This is a genomic window from Paenarthrobacter sp. NPDC090520 (genome assembly GCF_044769205.1).
Taxonomy (GTDB): domain Bacteria; phylum Actinomycetota; class Actinomycetes; order Actinomycetales; family Micrococcaceae; genus Arthrobacter.
The window spans coordinates 25939-42271 of record NZ_JBIVXM010000005.1 but is presented as its reverse complement, the minus strand read 5'-3'; the positions used below and the strand labels follow the sequence as shown (position 1 = coordinate 42271).

General features: G+C 60.4%; 16 protein-coding genes. 12 read left to right on the top strand and 4 right to left on the bottom strand.

Annotation, left to right across the window (positions count from 1 at the left end):
- The first annotated feature begins 2 nt into the window (after positions 1-2).
- From ACIQTZ_RS07980 to ACIQTZ_RS07940, 9 genes are all read left to right on the top strand, one after another.
- Complete coding sequence (locus ACIQTZ_RS07980) at positions 3-2408, top strand: hypothetical protein (protein WP_402979264.1); 2406 nt, start codon at positions 3-5, stop codon at positions 2406-2408.
- Positions 2405-3067 carry a hypothetical protein gene (locus ACIQTZ_RS07975; protein ID WP_402979262.1) on the top strand — a complete coding sequence of 221 codons (663 nt, stop codon included), beginning with the start codon at positions 2405-2407 and terminating at the stop codon, positions 3065-3067. Before ACIQTZ_RS07980 ends, ACIQTZ_RS07975 begins: the two co-directional genes overlap by 4 nt.
- Positions 3068-3145: 78 nt before the next feature.
- Entirely contained in the window at positions 3146-3511 is a 366-nt protein-coding gene (locus ACIQTZ_RS07970) for a hypothetical protein (protein ID WP_402979259.1), read from the top strand.
- Positions 3512-3603: 92 nt separating this feature from the next.
- Positions 3604-4170, top strand: a complete 567-nt coding sequence (locus ACIQTZ_RS07965; RefSeq protein ID WP_402979256.1) for a hypothetical protein — start codon at positions 3604-3606, stop codon at positions 4168-4170.
- A 485-nt stretch (positions 4171-4655) separates the two neighbouring features.
- Positions 4656-5318 (top strand): hypothetical protein, encoded by a 663-nt coding sequence (locus ACIQTZ_RS07960; protein ID WP_402979253.1) that lies wholly within the window; start codon positions 4656-4658, stop codon positions 5316-5318.
- A 322-nt stretch (positions 5319-5640) separates the two neighbouring features.
- Positions 5641-6303 (top strand): hypothetical protein, encoded by a 663-nt coding sequence (locus ACIQTZ_RS07955; protein ID WP_402979250.1) that lies wholly within the window; start codon positions 5641-5643, stop codon positions 6301-6303.
- A gap of 158 nt (positions 6304-6461) precedes the next feature.
- The gene (locus ACIQTZ_RS07950; protein ID WP_402979247.1) at positions 6462-6923 is read left to right on the top strand and encodes a hypothetical protein; all 462 of its coding nucleotides are present in this window, start codon (positions 6462-6464) and stop codon (positions 6921-6923) included.
- Between the two features lie 479 nt (positions 6924-7402).
- Positions 7403-7576 (top strand): hypothetical protein, encoded by a 174-nt coding sequence (locus ACIQTZ_RS07945; RefSeq protein ID WP_402979244.1) that lies wholly within the window; start codon positions 7403-7405, stop codon positions 7574-7576.
- 245 nt (positions 7577-7821) lie between these two features.
- A complete protein-coding gene (locus tag ACIQTZ_RS07940) occupies positions 7822-8298 on the top strand; it encodes a hypothetical protein (RefSeq protein WP_400333803.1) in 477 nt (158 codons plus the stop codon).
- Between the two features lie 89 nt (positions 8299-8387).
- On the opposite strand, the gene ACIQTZ_RS07935 is transcribed toward ACIQTZ_RS07940, so the two are convergent.
- Positions 8388-9092, bottom strand: coding sequence for a hypothetical protein (locus ACIQTZ_RS07935; protein ID WP_402979241.1), 705 nt, complete (start codon positions 9090-9092; stop codon positions 8388-8390).
- Positions 9093-9115: 23 nt separating this feature from the next.
- Between ACIQTZ_RS07935 and ACIQTZ_RS07930 the strand changes: the two genes are divergently transcribed.
- The gene (locus tag ACIQTZ_RS07930; protein WP_402979238.1) at positions 9116-9847 is read left to right on the top strand and encodes a DUF72 domain-containing protein; all 732 of its coding nucleotides are present in this window, start codon (positions 9116-9118) and stop codon (positions 9845-9847) included.
- A 24-nt stretch (positions 9848-9871) separates the two neighbouring features.
- Here ACIQTZ_RS07930 and ACIQTZ_RS07925 read toward each other — a convergent pair whose 3' ends face one another.
- The 3 genes from ACIQTZ_RS07925 to ACIQTZ_RS07915 all read right to left on the bottom strand — a co-directional run bounded on the left by ACIQTZ_RS07925 (position 9872) and on the right by ACIQTZ_RS07915 (position 13858).
- Positions 9872-10333: a GatB/YqeY domain-containing protein gene (locus ACIQTZ_RS07925; RefSeq protein ID WP_402979235.1), complete on the bottom strand. Its 462-nt coding sequence runs from the start codon at positions 10331-10333 to the stop codon at positions 9872-9874.
- A gap of 34 nt (positions 10334-10367) precedes the next feature.
- Positions 10368-11693, bottom strand: coding sequence for an NAD(P)/FAD-dependent oxidoreductase (locus tag ACIQTZ_RS07920; RefSeq protein WP_402979232.1), 1326 nt, complete (start codon positions 11691-11693; stop codon positions 10368-10370).
- A gap of 113 nt (positions 11694-11806) precedes the next feature.
- Complete coding sequence (locus ACIQTZ_RS07915; RefSeq protein ID WP_402979229.1) at positions 11807-13858, bottom strand: ALF repeat-containing protein; 2052 nt, start codon at positions 13856-13858, stop codon at positions 11807-11809.
- Between the two features lie 241 nt (positions 13859-14099).
- Between ACIQTZ_RS07915 and ACIQTZ_RS07910 the strand changes: the two genes are divergently transcribed.
- Positions 14100-14993, top strand: coding sequence for a glucose 1-dehydrogenase (locus ACIQTZ_RS07910; RefSeq protein WP_402979226.1), 894 nt, complete (start codon positions 14100-14102; stop codon positions 14991-14993).
- A gap of 147 nt (positions 14994-15140) precedes the next feature.
- Positions 15141-16331, top strand: coding sequence for a cation:proton antiporter (locus ACIQTZ_RS07905; protein WP_402979222.1), 1191 nt, complete (start codon positions 15141-15143; stop codon positions 16329-16331).
- Positions 16332-16333 lie beyond the last annotated feature (2 nt).

The window sequence follows — 16333 nt, the reverse complement described above, 5'->3', positions numbered from 1 at the left end:
AGATGGCTCTAACCCCTGAAGTGTGCGTCCAGACGGGCTCGTCCGGGCTGGACCCTTCCGGAGGCTTTCGTCTCCCGGATGTTGATACTCTCGACACCGCGTCCAAGTCACTGCGCCAGCACGCAGAGGACTACCTTGTCAGTTTCACCAACACCACGGGAGCGTGGCGGGGCCTCTCGGCCCACTACACCGCCGACGAATCCGCCACTGTGCTGTCCGCTTTTGACCACCTGACGCCGACCGCGCAGCGGGTACAAAGCACGGCGAGCTCCACAGCCGCAGCACTCGAGACCTTCTCCGGTGTCTGCAGGGATTTGAAGCTGCGTTTGGAGGCCTACGGCCGGGCCGTACACGCTCTGGACGCCGACATCGACGCGTTCCCAACGTCGGTTGAAAAAACGACCATCACCCAGGGTGGTCAGCAAATTACCACTCACGAGCAGCGACACTGGACTGGTGACTCAGACCTGACGGCCATACGAAATCGGTTGTCTTCCGACGTTGAGGCCATCCGCTCTGAGTACTTCGCCGCCCAGAACACTTGCGCAGCGTCCTTGGCTGAAGTCTCGGGCGGACAGGTTCACCGGGTGGACCTCCCCGAGGAGTCCGACCTTCGGTCCGGAAGCGTGGTGGATGAAATCCTCTACGACGCCGGTTCGTTTTTTGGAATCCAGCATGACGAGCAACGTCCCTGGGGAAATAAAACCGTTGTGTACCGGCCTCACGATGTCCTGGGACTGATGCAGGGCATCGGCGCAGGCGCCGTCGAACTCGTCGACGGCGTCTGGTCGTTCAATCCATGGACCAACGAAGACAAACGTGATGCTACCTACGGCGGCATCAATGCCATGGCTGGGGCAGCGGGGACCCTGATCGCCTCGCTCTGGCACTTGGACGATAAGGAATACCAGAAGCGCGAGGGTCAAAAGATCCGGGAAGCACAAGACCTTTTTGGTTCCCTTCCTTCCGCGTTCATCCATCTCAAGGATGGTGAAACCAACGTCGGTTGGGCCATCGGCGGTGCCACTTTCAACATCGGCAGCACGGTTATCGGCGTCGGGGCCGGCGCAGCGGTGAAGGGCGGAACTTTGGCCAGCAAGGCAGGGCTCGCTGCCGAGCACCTGAGCATCGCAACGATGGACAGTGCACGCTTAGCAGCCTTTTCTGCCAGGCTGAGTGCCACGTCCAGTGTGCTCCTCAAGACCGGCCAATTCCTTGACAAGCCGGGCTCCCTGGCTCTGAAAGTCTCCGACATCCTTGCCCCCAACACCACTGCGAAGGTCCAGGGAGCGCTTACCAAGGCCAGCGTGGGTAGCTGGAACCTTGTCACCAAGGCGCAGGACGGATTGGTCTCCGGGGTGAAGAACACGGCCGCCAACAGCCTTTCTGGCGCTGCCCACGGTTTCCGGAGAATGGACGAGGCCTTCTCCCGAGCCGTGATTCCCAATCCCGACGGCGTCCTGATGCGCACCGGAGGCCACACCGCAATGGCCGACAAGCTGGATAGCATCGCGGGTTCAATCAAGGAGAACAACCAGCCCGCGTTCACCCCGCCAAGGACATCCGGGAGCCACGCACCCGCAAGTACATTCACCTCCACCATGGAGACGAAGTTCCCCAAACCAGAGCACATCACCGACACCGTGACTCTGCGACACGGCGATATCGAATTCCCGATCCACCGCAAGGAAAACTTCGCCGCTCGCACCAACCTCAAGCCGAACACCGAGTACGTCATTGAAAACCGGCGTTTGATGAAGGACAACACCGGCGGAGTCAACGCCGCAACCATCGAGAAGTACTACACCGACGAAACAGGCAAAGTGACCAGGGTGGACACCTACGCGGGCGTGAAACGCGCGTGGTCACCGGAACTGATGAAGCCTATGCCGAACGTGACCTACAACGTTGTTGCCGAAGTCGACGGCGGCTTACAAAACACCTTCACACTCGTTATGGATCAAAACGCCCATCTTGCATCGGCAAAGGGCCACATCGTCTCCACCCTCGCCGGAAACTCCAACCGCAACGGCTACCAGCAACTCAAGGCTGGTCGGCTGGGCGGCCCAGGCTACGACGGTGGCCACGCCAGCCCCTCGGCCCTCGGCTTCATCGGCGAGAAAGCCGGGCTGTTCCCCCAGCATGAGTGGCAGAACCGCGGCAAAGGCACACCCAATGAGGTCAACGAGAGCAACAACTTCCATAAGGTCGAAATGGATGTCATTGGTCGCGTGAAGCGCGACTTGAAAGCTGGCAAGCCTGTAGATCTGGGGTGGGAGATGAGGCTGGCATCTGGAGATCGCGCTACACCTGATTCGCTGGATTTGGCCTACACGTTCGGAGACGAGCTTCCTGTGCGAAGAGAATTTAACAATCTCTCCGAACCGACAGATAGGCTGACACAGTGAGTGCCCTCGAACTGAATGAAGACCCCTTCGTGCTTGCCGGCTTGGAGAAACTAGCCAAGGAAGCTTTCAATCCCACAGGATTTGCACACGGCATGGATGAGGTCGTTCACGTGCTTGTAACCATGGCATCCGGGTCATTTGGGTACGGGCACAAACTCTCCGGCGACAAGGTGATCTACAAGGGACGAACCTTCGAGGACGACTTTTCGCGCGACGCTCTGGACAAATGGCTGAAGGAAGTCAGGGTGCTCGCATATCGTCCCGGACGAGGAACTTGGACCTCAGCAGAGGTGCATGTACTGCCCGACCGGCCTGGGTACATTCGTGTTTCTGACGAAGAGCAATTACCACGGATGAGCGACGGGAGTTGGTTCCCGGGCGGTACGCCGGCCAACGCAACCGCGTGGGCGCAGCAACTCCTTGCCTACCCTCGCACTGCGGACAATATCCCTTCGTGGATGTGGGACATCTTCCGCACGGAGGGCGTGACACCCCCGATCTACAACCCGGAATTCAAGTCCGTTGATTGGAAGAACAGGCGCCGCCCCGTCACTGACCGCGGCACTGACTTCTCCGTCGAACCAACCGTCATCGATCCTTCCCTGGAGCCCGGTGTCTTGTCACGGATCGGCAAGAAGCTCTTCGGCGGCCGCTCCTGAGGGACGAAACCCGTCACATACAAACTCTGCACGTTTCGGCACCCCGGGCGCACGCGAGTCCTTTTGGACTCAGGGTTAGTGCAGGAAAGTGACCAAGATCGACACCTACGCTGGCGTGAAGCGCCTGCAACGTCGTCGCCGAAGTCATTGGCGAGAAAGCCGGGCTGCTTCCCCCAGCATGAGTGGCAGAACCGGATTGAAGGCACACCCAATGAAATCGACGAGCACAACAACTTTCACATGGCCAAAATGGAGGTCATTGGTCTCGTGAAGCGCGACTTGAAAGCTGGCAAGCCTGTAGATCTGACGTTGGAGATGAGGCTCGCCTCTGGAGATCGCGCTACACCTGATTCGCTGGATTTGGCCTACACGTTCGGCGACGAGCTCTCTGTGCGAAGGGAATTTAATAATCTCTCCGAACCGACAGATCGGATGACACAGTGAGTGCTCTCGAACTGAATGAAAACCCCTTCGTGCTTGCCGGCTTGGAGAAACTAGCCAAGGAAGCTTTCAATCCCACAGGATTTGCACACGGCATGGATGAGGTCGTTCACGTCTTTGTAACCATGGCATCCGGGTCATTTGGGTACGGGCACAAACTCTCCGGCGACAAAGTGATTTACAAGGGACGAACCTTCGAGGACGACTTTTCGCGTGACGCTATCGACAAATGGCTGAAGGAAGTCAGGGTGCTCGCGTATACCCCCGGACGAGGAACTTGGACCTCAGCAGAGGTGCATGTACTTCCCGACCGGCCTGGGTACATTCGTTTTTCCAACGAAGAGCAACTACCACGGATGAGCGACGGGAGTTGGTTCCCGGGCGGTGAGCCGGCCAACGCAACCGCGTGGGCTCAGCAATATCTTGCCTACCCGCGAACCGTAGACAACATCCCTTCGTGGATGTGGGACATTTTCCGGGAAGAAGGCGTGACGCCGCCGATCTACAACCCGGAATTCAAGTCCGTTGACTGGAAGAACCGGCGACGGCCTGTCACTGACCGCGGCACGGACTTCTCCGTCGAACCAACAGTCATTGGTCCCTCCCTGGAGCCCGGTGTCTTGTCACGGATCGGCAAGAAACTCTTCGGCAGCCGCTCCTGAGACGCGAAACCCGACACGTACAAGCTCTGCACTTGTCGGCATCCTTGGCGGATGCGAGTCCGCATGGACTACGGGCTTAGTGCAACAACAGTGACCAGGATCGACACCTACGCGGGCGCGATACGCGCATGGTCACCGGAACTGATGAAACCCATGCCGACTGCGACCTACAACGTTGTTGCTGAAGTAGACGGCGGCCAGCAAGCCCCTCAGCCTCGGTTTCATCGGAAAAAAGCCCGGCTCTTTCCTCAGCATGAGTGGCAGAACCGGGGTTAAGGCGAATTCCATGCGAGTGAGATGTGCGTAATCCGCCGAGTTAAGTCGACATTAGAGGCCGGAAGCCCGGTAGATTTACACTGGTCCTTAGACTTGCACGAGCCCGATAGGACCGGTCCGCCTAAAAGAGTCAACCTGAAATTCTACTTCGGCGGCGAAAGACCGCATGAGCAAATTCTCTGCAATGTTTCTAGTGAAAGTAGGAATCAATGACCCCGACCAACATGACCAATGATCCTTTCGTCCAGTCTGGCCTACAGCAACTAAGCAATGAAGCATTTGGTCCGAATGGCTTTGCAAACGGAATGGAAGAAGTTTTCCATGTTCTAATTCATCGAGGATCCGACACACTCGGCTATGGGCATATGATTTCGGGTGACGAAGTGATTTTCACAGGCAGGACGGACTCGGATAGTTTCTCGGACGCCGCCCTCAATGTATGGCTTGATGAATGCCGCATAAGAGCTTATTCGATGGGCGCAGGAACCTGGACCACGGCTGAAGTTCATGTATATCCCGACAAGCCGGGGATTCTGGATCTGTACGATGAAGAACGAGTTGAAAGGGATGCCCAGGGAAACTGGCCACCGGGTGGTGGGCCAGCAGGAGCGCAGGCATGGTCCCAACAACTCCTTGCCTACCCTCGTACTGCAGACAATATCCCGTCCTGGATGTGGGACATCTTCCAGGCTGAAGGCGTGACTCCCCCGATCTACAACCCAAAATTCAAGTCTGTTGACTGGAAGAACCGGCGCCGTCCTGTGACTGACCACGGCACCGACTTCTCCGTCGAACCAACTGTCATCGACCCATCTCTGGAACTCAGTGTCTTCTCACGAATCCGCAAGAAACTCTTCGGCGCCCACTCCTGAGTGCGAGACCCGTGTCGGCACCTTTGGCGGATGCCAGTCCACGTAGACTATCCCCCAGCGTGAGTGGCTATACCGCCGCAAGGGCACACCTAATTAGATCAACGAGAGCAACAACTTTCATGGACCTAAATGAAGGTCATCACGAAAGTGAGAAGCGACCTGATGTCCGGCGAGCCAACTGACCTCACCTGCGAATTGAAGCTATTGCCGGCCCCTAGAAGCCGCGTACCCGGACACGCACGGTCGAGCCACACCGTCGCAGCACAGCGATCTATTTCCGGTAGATTCAACGCCATACGTGAGGCCAAAGTAGGCTGAATTGGTGGATTCCTTGAGACTTAATTCCGATCCATTTGTTATTGCGGGCCTTGAGCGCTTGGCAGATGAAGCTTACGGTTCCTCAGGTTTTGCCCTCGGGACGGATGAGGTAGTCCGCGTCTTGGTTCATTACCGGACATACACGTTTGGTTACGGTCATGTGGTTACTGAAGGTAAGACGACGTACAAAAACAACAACTTCGACGAGGATTTTTCGGCTCAAGCACTCGACGATTGGCTGGATGAGTGTCGGACGAGGGCCTACTCGCCCGGTGTTGGAACCTGGACAACAGCAGAAGTTCATGTGTTCCCGAGTCAACCCGGACAACTGCACATCTTCGATGAGGAACACCTTGAAAGGATGACCAACGGACGCTGGTATCCGGGTGGTGAACCGGCAGATGCCGCCACGTGGGCCCAACAACTCCTCGCCTACCCGCGAACCGTAGACTACATCCCTCCGTGGATGTGGGACATCTTCCGCGCTGACGGCGTGAGTCCCCCGATCTACAACCCGGAATTCAAGTCCGTGGATTGGAAGAACCGGCGCCGTCCTGTCACTGACCGCGGCACGGACTTCTCCGTCGAACCAACAATCATCGACCCGTCCCTTGAACCCGGCATCTTGTCACGGATCGGCAAGAAACTGTTCGGCAGCCGGAGATAACCCCGCACATGCAAGTCTTTTCCCGTGTAGGTAATCTCTAGTGAGTGCGGATGCTGCCCGGAGCCAGGTTTCTTAGTACAGGCGAAGTGACCAAGATCGACAACTTCGCGGGCGTGAAACGCGCGTGGTGACCGGAACTTATGAAGCCCATGCCGCACATGACTTACAACGTTGTTGCCGAAGTCGACAACGGCGTACAAAACACCTTCCCACTCGTCATGGATCAAAACGCCCATCTCGCAAAGGCGAAGGCCGGATCAAGGCAGGTCTCCGAGGTGGACCAGGCTACGACGGCAGCCAAGCCAGCCACTCTGTCCTCGGCTTCATTGGCAAGAAAGCCGGGCTGTTCCCACCACGAGTGGCAAAACCGGGGCAAAGGCACACTCAACGAGGTCGATGTAAGGAACAATTTCCACGACAGCGATATGAATATTATTAACAGGTTCAAGGACGACTTATCGAACGGGAAACCCGTTGACCTAAGCTGGAGCATGGAGTTAAAGCGATCCGACGATGCGTCCGTTCCATCATCAGTCAGGCTTGAACACTCTTTTGGAGCGGAAGATCCGGTAGTCGCCAGATATGACAATCTCTTAGCGGCTGGAAAGTTTAGGGCGTGACAACAAACTTCGTGTGTGACAACGGCTGGACCACGGATGGATTGGATCGCTTGCGCGAGGAAGCCTTCGGTTCCAAAGGCTTCGCTCACGGAGCAAGTGAACTGGTCGACGTGCTGGTTCATAGAACCACAAGCACTTTCTGGCGTGGCCAAATGTACCAAGACGGCAAGCGGGTTCGTAGAGGCTCAGAACTTCAGTTTTCCGAAGAGGCCTTGGCCGAGTGGCTGGATGAGTGTCACACTCGCGCGTACAAGCCCGGTCTGGGCACTTGGGTAACTGCGGAGGTCCACATATACCCCGACCGGCCCGGCGAACTTAACCTCTTTGATGAAGAACACCTGGAGCGTGCCTCAAACGGTGAGTGGTATCCAGGCGGATGGCCATCTGATAGCACGGCCTGTTCGCAACAATTGTTGGTTTTCCCGCGCACGGAAGACCACATACCTCTCTGGATGTGGGACATTTTCCGGGAAGAAGGCATGACTCCCCCGATCTACAACCCGGAATTCAAATCCGTGGATTGGAAGAACCGGCGACGCCCCGTCACGGACCGCGGCACTGACTTCTCCGTCGAACCAACAGTCATCGATCCCGCCCTGGATCCCGGTGTCTTGTCACGGATCGGCAAGAAGCTCTTCGGCAGCCGCTCCTGATGGCGAGACCTGACGCATAGAAACAATAACCTTTAGAAAGCTGGGTAACTGCAGAAGTGACGGATTCGGGATTGCAAGAGAATTCCTACGTCAGCGCGGGCCTTGAGAGGCTGCGTGACCAAGCATTCGGTGAGTCAGGTTTTGCTCATGGCGTCGACGAACTGTACTACGTGCTGATACATCGGGGCTCGAACATTATCGGATTTAGGTATGCGGTAGTAAACGACCAAACTCGAACGCGGGGCATGACCGAGCCGGACGACGAATTCACCTATGAGGCCTACGATGAATGGCTCGACGAGTATCGGAAAACAGCCTACGAGCCGGGCCTCGGTACCTGGACTACAGCGGAAGTTCGTATTTTTCCGCACAAGCCGGGCACCCTCCATGTCTCAGACGACGAGCACCTCAGACGAATGAGTGATGGAAGCTGGCATCCGGGAGCGAGGCCGGCGGACGCGTCCACGTGGGCACAGCAACTCCTCGCCTACCCGCGAACCGTAGACAACATCCCTCCGTGGATGTGGGACATTTTCCGTGAAGAAGGCGTGACTCCCCCGATCTACAACCCGGAATTCAAGTCCGTTGATTGGAAGAACCGGCGCCGCCCCGTCACTGACCGCGGCACCGACTTCTCCGTCGAACCAACAATCATCGATCCGTCCCTTGAACCCGGCACCTTGTCACGGATCAGCAAGAAACTCTTCGGCACCCGGTCCTGAGGGGTGAAGCCCAGCTCAGGTAAGCAACACGCGGCCACCTGGGTGCAGCAGGGAGTGCAAGTTTGCGCGAGCCGAGTATGGGGTCGCAGCTAGCTGGCCGTGGCCATCTTGTGCAGGAACCACACGGGAAGCTCCATGCGTTCGGTTTCCGCCAAGTAGTCCCCGGCTTCGGGCTGCTTCGCCCACGCGGGTTCCCGGTAAATAAACTCCGTTTCGTAGTGACCCGGTTTCGCAGGGTTGAGCTCGGCTTTGCATTCGAACCACGTGCTGCCGCCGGGACCACGCGTCAATTGCCGGACTTCCGATAGCTGGTCCATCAACTGCGCGGGAACGTCGTTGGTGTAGCGCCCACCGTCCATCTCGAAAACAAAGAGGCCTTCCTGGTGGGTACCGATCTCCCTGAACTCCAACCACGCGGCAGACCACTGAGGCGGCAGCATGGGGAAGAGCCCCGCGAGCACTTCACCTACCTGGCCCACGGCCGCAATGGAGTTTTCACTCACTACTGCGGAACCCCCAGGTTGAGCCACTGCCACGACTCTCGGAGCGTGCTGCCTGAAGCACCAGGCGGAGGAAATGGCCACCAGCGGACCAAGCACTTGCGTCAAGAGTGGGAAGAGTGGATCCATGCCGCCACTCGTCGTCAACGCTGAAATGCCCAGGGTTACAAGAAACAGGACCAAAGCCAATCCGATGTAGCCCTTGGTACGTCTCGCCCACCTTTGCAAGAGCACGTACAGTATGACGGCCAGCACCAGGACCAAACGGGCAGAGACGAGCTGTGGATAAACCACGAAGAGCAACTACCATCCAAACCATGGCCATCCACATCGGCACTTCCGGCTGGAGCTACGACCATTGGGCCAACGTGCTCTACCCGCCGGGCCTGCCCACAGCCAAGAGGCTGCAAGCCTACGTGGAGCGGTTCAGCACGGTGGAGCTCAATGCCAGCTTCTATCGCTGGCCGAGGGACACCACGTTTGCAGGTTGGCGCGACCGGCTTCCACCCGGCTTCGCCATGTCCGTGAAGGCACCCAGGGGCCTCACCCACGGCAAGAAGCTCTATGCACCGGAGGTCTGGCTGGAACGGATCGCCCGGTGCTGGCACGAACTGGGAGACAAGAGGGCCGTCCTTTTGGTTCAGCTCCCGCCGGACTTCGCCCGCGACGACGCGCGGCTCGACTACTTCCTCACAGCCGTGCCGCACTGGATCCGGGTATCCGTGGAGCTCAGGCACGAGTCCTGGGACCATCCTGACGTTTATGCACTCCTGGAGCGCCATCAGGCCGCCTACTGCATCATGAGCGGCGCAAACCTGCCGTGCATCCTCCAAGCCACGGCACCTTTCGTCTACATCCGCCTGCACGGACCGGACCATCAGCACCTCTATGGCGGCTCCTATTCGGACGATGACATGCGCTGGTGGGCAGACCGGATCCGTGAGTGGGCCGGCACCGGCAGGGATGTGTACGCGTACTTCAATAACGACGGCGGTGGGAACGCCGTGCGGAATGCTGACACGCTGCGGGGGCTGCTTGGCGCCGGTTGACGCGAAGCAGCCCCGCGTACGGCATCAGGACAGTCGGGAACGCACGATTTCGCTGACGGTCTTGCCGTCGAAACGACCCGCGACCTTGGCCGTCACGGGCTTCATGACAGCCCCGAGGGACCGCATGGAAAGTTCCTGTCCGCCCGCTTTCAGTGCCGCGATCTCCTCATCAACAATCGCCTCGACTTCGTCGCGCGTGAGCGGCTTGGGCAAGTAAGCCTCGATGATTTCTGCCTCGGCAACCTCGGCGGCGGCACGGTCCGATTCTCCGGCTTCCGTGTAGATCCTGGCCGTGTCGCGGCGCTTGGCGGCTTCCTTCTGAAGCAGTGCCGTTACCTGCGTATCGTCCAGGTCCACTGGGGTCTTACCGGACTTCTCACGCGTGGTGATCTCGCCCAGCACATTGCGGACAGTAGTCAGCGCGGTCTTGTTGCCGGCTTTCATGTGTTCAACGACGTCTGCTTTGAGACGATCCTTCAGTGACATGGTGCTCCTCGCTAGGGGTTCTCCCCCCAGCCTATTACCCGGGGGACCCCGCCCCTTGCGGACCTGCGGCACCGGACGTACCAGAGGCCCCGGACGAACCAGAAGCATCAGGTTCCCTATCCACCGGACCACTGACCACCACCTGCGCGGGACTGTGAAGGACATACCCGTTGAGCCAGGAGAACAATGCGCGGGCCTTCTGCTGCAGGCCGGACAACAGCGCCAGGTGCACCAACAGCCAGGACAGGAAGGCGAAGGTGCCCTGCAACTGAAGTCGCTTACGGCCCAGCTCGGCCACCGCCGCGCCGCGTCCCACCATTGCCATGTAGCCCTTGTCTACGTAATGGAAGGGCTTGCGGGTGCCACCGTTCAGGTCCGCAAGCACGTTTCCGGCTGCCCACTTGCCCGCTTGTTGAGCCACCGAACCCAGTTGGGGCAGCTTGGTGCCGGAGGCGTCGGTGATGTTCGCGGCGTCCCCGAGCACGTACACACCGTCAACATCCGGCGCGGTCAGGTCCGGACGGACGTCAATCCGCCCGCCCCTCCCCTGCGCAAGGCCCGAGCCGGAGATGAGATCGCCGGCCTTCAAACCGCCGGCCCACACCACGATCTGCGCCGGAATGAACGTGCCATCGGCCAGCGAGACGCCATCTGCCCGGACCTCCGTCACACCCACACCCATGTGCAGTTGAACTCCCACCTTCCCCAGATGGTCGGCCGCGTAGTCCTGTGATTTTTTCGAGAATGCGTTCAGGACCACCGGAACCATGTCCACAAGGTGCACCCGGCAGCGGGCTGCCAGTTCAGGCGAGAAATACTTGCGGACGACGTACTTGACGTTCTCGGCCATCGCCCCGGCTGTTTCCACGCCGGTGGGCCCTCCGCCCACAACCACCACGTCCACCATGCCCTCGGAGCCACGGTCGGCCTTGTCCAGGAGACGGGTGAGCCCGGTGCCAAGTTTCGTGGCATCAGTGACGGAGTAGAGCGGGTAGGCGTACTGCTCGGCCCCGGGGGTGTTGAAGAAATTGGGGACAGCACCCACGGCGAGAATCAGGATCCGCCCATTAAACGTCCGGCCATCCTCGATGGTCACGCTCTTCCCGGCGGTATCAACGGACGCGACTTTGGCTGTCAGGACCTTGACGCTCTTGAAGCGACGGAACACGGACCGCAGCGGCCGCGCAATGGCCGAGACGCCGATCTGCGAGGTGGCCACTTGGTAAAGCAAAGGCTGGAACTGATGGTAGTTGTTTGAGTCGATCAGCAGGACCCTGACGCCCTTGCGCCCCAGCTCCTTGGCTGCTGCAACGCCAGCAAATCCGCCACCAACCACAATGACTTGGTATGTGTCGTCCATTCCAGCAACTTACTTCACCACGCGCGGCGGCAACAGGCCTTGACGCCTTGCCACCTTTGCCGCAGCGAACCGACGGCAACGCACGACGGCGGCAGGTCGCCGTCGTGCGTTTGCTAGGACTTCTTCGCGGGGGCGCTGGCTGCCGCTGCCGGAGCTTTACGTCGCAGCAGTAGGGTGATGGCCGCCGCAGCAGCGAGTACCAAGCCCACAATGAGTCCGATGGTCCAGCCGCTCAGGGCTGTAGTGCTGGTCTGCGCTGCGGGTTCTGCCGAAGCTACTTCGTTGGATGCGTCTCCCGATCCTGCTTCGGGGGACGGAACAGTGATGGTCGGCAGGAGCCCGGCAGCATCAGCGGCGGCCGGCGAAGCTCCGGCATCTGCCAGAGGAAGGACGGGCGCCTGGGCCTGGGGCCACGCCATGACGATCGGGGCGGAGCCACGCGCAGCGTCGAAGAACGGCGCATTCGCTGACGTACCGGCCGACTGGCGAGCGGCTTCAGCGGCCTTGGCGGCTTCAGCCGCGCGCGCAGCCTCTGCTGCACGGGCTGCCTCAGCAGCTTCAGCCGCCTTGGCCGCTTCAGCCGCAGCACCGGCGTCGAGCCTTGCCTTGTTGGCGAGGGCCGTCAGCTCCGCAATCATGGAGTCGATGCGCCCAATGTGCGCGGCAGTGGCCGCATCACGATTGGAAGCGGTGGATTGCCCCGCAGTTGCGAAGGCCTGCTGATCCTCCCGGTTGCCACTCAAGGCCACGTCCGCGGCAGTGCGCTCTTCCAAGCCACCGTTCGCAATGCTCCTGTACGCGAAAATGGAGTTGTCCAGCTCCGCGGCCTGGCCCCATCCGTACTCCAGGAAGTAGCGGACATCCGGGTGGCTGCCCGTTTCCAGCGCCACCTTCGCAGCCTTTTGGACCGTGGGACCGCCGGTGCCGATGGCGTTATAGGTGCGCTGGCGGTCGGACTCGAACTCCGAGCCGCCGGCCGCCCTGGCTTCATCCAGCCCGGTAGTAATGAACGTCTTAACCGCTTGGTCACCGCCCTCCAGGGCGTCCTTCGCAGCCTTCTGTACCGTCGGAGTTTCAACCAGCGAGACGTACAACGTCGCTTGACGGGCCTTGGCGATGACCTGGTCCAGGTCCGCTCCGTCCAGCGCCTTCAACAGCCCAGGGAGCTCTTTCGCAGCATTGGCAAACGCCTCACGCGCCGGCTTTTGCCGGGCGAGGACAACGCCCTCCAGAACGGCCCTTTTGTTGGCCTGGGAGACGAGAACCGTCCTGTCCGCCCCCAGCCTCGTCTGGTCTTCGGTCCTCGCTGCGGCGGCGATGTCTTTGGCCTGCCCGACGGCGGCTTCCGCCCTGTCAGCCACAGCTGCGGTTCCAGTTGGGTTGCCTGCGACGTCGGCCTTGACCTGCTCCAGAACCTTCGTGACAGAGGCTGCTTCAGCATCGCGGCCGGCGGCCACATGCTGGCCGTAGCGCAGGAAGTCTGCCAGCACAGCCGGCTCGTAGGTATCGAGGGCAGCCTGCGCGCCGAGGGTGACGCTGGGCGAAGAGGAATCCGTCAACCACGTCACTTCCACGCGGTCGTTGGTGGCCGCGGCCTTCTTCCAGCCGTTGAGCACGAATTCCTCCACAGCGTCCTCGGACGTATCCAGGCTGGTGGAGGCAGCCTTCTGCACGCTCGCCACTCCGTAGTGGAGGAAGTTGGTGGCCGCTATCCGCAAGTCAACCTGCCAGGCGCGCTCCCACCCTGTGGCCAGGAAAGCGTCAATCTTTGCGGGATCGCCCGTGGCCAGCATCTTCGAGGCGGACGAACGCACGTGTTCCGTGCCGCTCTGCGACAATTCGGTCACCAGTTGCTTCCGGTCAGTTGCCAGCGCCGCGTCCTGTCCGCCGTCGATGAAGGCCTGCACGGCACCGGTGCCACCCGTCAGCGCCACGCCTGCAGCCTTCCGCGTGGCCGGCCCGCCGCTGGTCCAGAGTTCCAGGACATCGGCCGCATCAGCAGCCCGGCCAATGTAAGGCAAGGGCTCCTGCGAGGCATCCGGTACGTCGAAGACAGGAGAGTCGTAAGCCTGCGCGGGAGCTGCGAAGAGGAGCGACGCGCCCACTCCGGCGGCAAGAATGGCAGCAGAAACGCGGCGCCGGCTACGGCGGAGTACAGAGCTCAAGAGTCCCCCAATAAAGATGCGAAGACAGGGTCCGAAGGTGTCCGTAGGCGACGCTGGAAGCGAGGGATGCCTACCGGTACAACCACCTGTCCGCGGCTATCTTATCCGACTGCAGGCACCGCCCAGACCAAGCCTCACTTGCGACTCCAAACCATCATGCCTAGGCTAAAACAGTAAGCCTACTTACTAATGGGCATGCGAAACCGCCAGTGTTCCACGCCTACTCTCCAGGAGGATCACCATGACCGATCAGTACACGTTCCGAAACCCGGTCACTGCCTACGAGCACATTTCGCCACCCAAGCAGCACCAGCCAGAGCCGGGCCTGGATGCGGAGCTGACCCCGAAAGCGGACCTTGGCGAGGACACGTACCGCGGAACCGGGCGCTTGGAGGGCCGCAAGGCCATCATCACGGGAGCAGACTCAGGCATCGGGGCAGCAACTGCCATCGCGTTCGCCCGTGAGGGTGCCGACGTCGTCCTTTCCTACCTGCCCCAGGAAGAAGAAGATGCCAGCCGCATTGCCCGCATCATCGAAGCCGCAGGCCGCAAGGCCGTCAAGGTTCCCGGCGACCTCAAGGACGCCGAAGCCTGCCGCAACGTTGTGGACACCGCAGTGGATTCCCTGGGCGGGATCGACATCCTGGTCAACAACGCCGGCAAGCAAGTGGCCCAGGAAGAGCTGGAACAAATCACTGACGAGCAGTTCGACCACACCATCAAGACCAACGTCTACGCCATGTTCTGGCTGACCAAGGCCGCCCTCCCCCACCTGCCCGAAGGTTCCACCATCATCAACACCACGTCCATCCAGGCCTACAACCCCTCGCCAACGTTGGTGGATTACGCCACTACCAAGGCCAGCATCAACAACTTCACCAAGGGCCTGGCCCAGCAACTCGCACCGAAGGGAATCCGGGTGAACGCCGTGGCTCCCGGGCCCATTTGGACTCCACTCCAGGTCAGCAGCGGCCAGCCTAAGGAAGCATTGCCGGAGTTTGGTAAGGACACACCCCTGGGCAGGGCCGGGCAGCCGGCCGAACTGGCACCGGCGTACGTGTTCCTCGCATCGCCGGAATCCAGCTATGTGGTTGGGGAAACGCTGAATGTGAACGGCGGCAGCCCCACGCCATAGCGAGACGTACGACGACGGGACTCACCACCAGCGGTGAGTCCCGTCGTCGTGCGGTGTCCTTTGAGGCGCCCGGGTTTTTATGGCTCCTCGCGAGCCGTGGCTGTAGCTTTGGATTACTCTTCCTTCAATGCGGCGGAGGTACCGCTGATGCAAGGCTTATCAACGTCACTGGTGGTCATCGCCTTACTCGCTGTCGCAGCGCCGCTGGCCGTCCGTTCACTGGACCGGGTGGTGAAGGTTCCACTGGTGGTGTTCGAGATTGTGCTGGGCATCCTTCTGGGTCCCAGCGTGCTCGGCTGGGTCCAGTCGGTTCAATTCACGGACACGCTGGCCGATTTTGGGCTGGCCATGCTGTTCTTCGTCGCGGGCAACGAAATCGACTTTGCCCTGATCCGCGGCCGGCCGGCGTCGCGCGCCGGACTCGGCTGGCTGATCTCCTTGGCCGCAGGCATAGGGGCCGGACTGCTGCTGGGACCAAGCGTGGAAGCAGCAGTGATTATCGGCGTCGCGCTCTGCTCAACCGCGCTTGGCACGCTGCTGCCAATCCTTCGGGATGCCGGAGAGTCCCGCACGCCGGTTGGCATCGCGGTGACCGCCCTCGGAGCAATCGGGGAATTCGGTCCGCTGGTGGCAATCTCACTCTTCCTCAGCGGCAAGCAACTGGGGCCGGCCACTGGCGTGCTCCTCGGTTTCGTGGTCCTCACCGGTCTGGCCGTCTTCCTCGCATCCCGCTCTAAGCACCGGTTCCTGCACGCCCAGGTGACCCGGACCCTGCACACCAGCAGTCAATTCGCCGTGCGCTCCATCATGTTCATCCTGACGGTACTGGTAGTGCTGAGCATGATCCTGGGTCTGGACATGCTGCTGGGTGCGTTCGCGGCCGGGATCCTCTGGAAGGTAGTGATCGCCCGCGCCCCGGAGCAGGACCGCTCAGTCATCGAGGCCAAAGTTGACGCCATCGCCTTCGGATTCCTGGTCCCGATCTTCTTCATCGACACAGGCATCGATTTCGACCTTGGCGCACTTATTGCGAGCCCACTGACTCTGGCCCTGGTTCCCCTGTTCCTGTTGCTGCTCCTGGTTATCCGCGGCCTGCCGTCCATGCTCGCCGCACCCAAGGGCTCCACATTTGCGGAGAAACGGGCTGTTGCCCTGTTCGGCGCAACCGGATTGCCCATCATCGTGGCCGTGACCGGCATTGGGCAGGATACGGGGATCATCCCCAACGGCATAGCGTCGGCCTTGGTAGGCGCAGGGATGCTTTCAGTGCTGCTGTTTCCGATGCTGGCCCTGCGGCAGCGTGGGCGGAAAGCCGCGCGGATCCAGGAACCGGCGTGAGG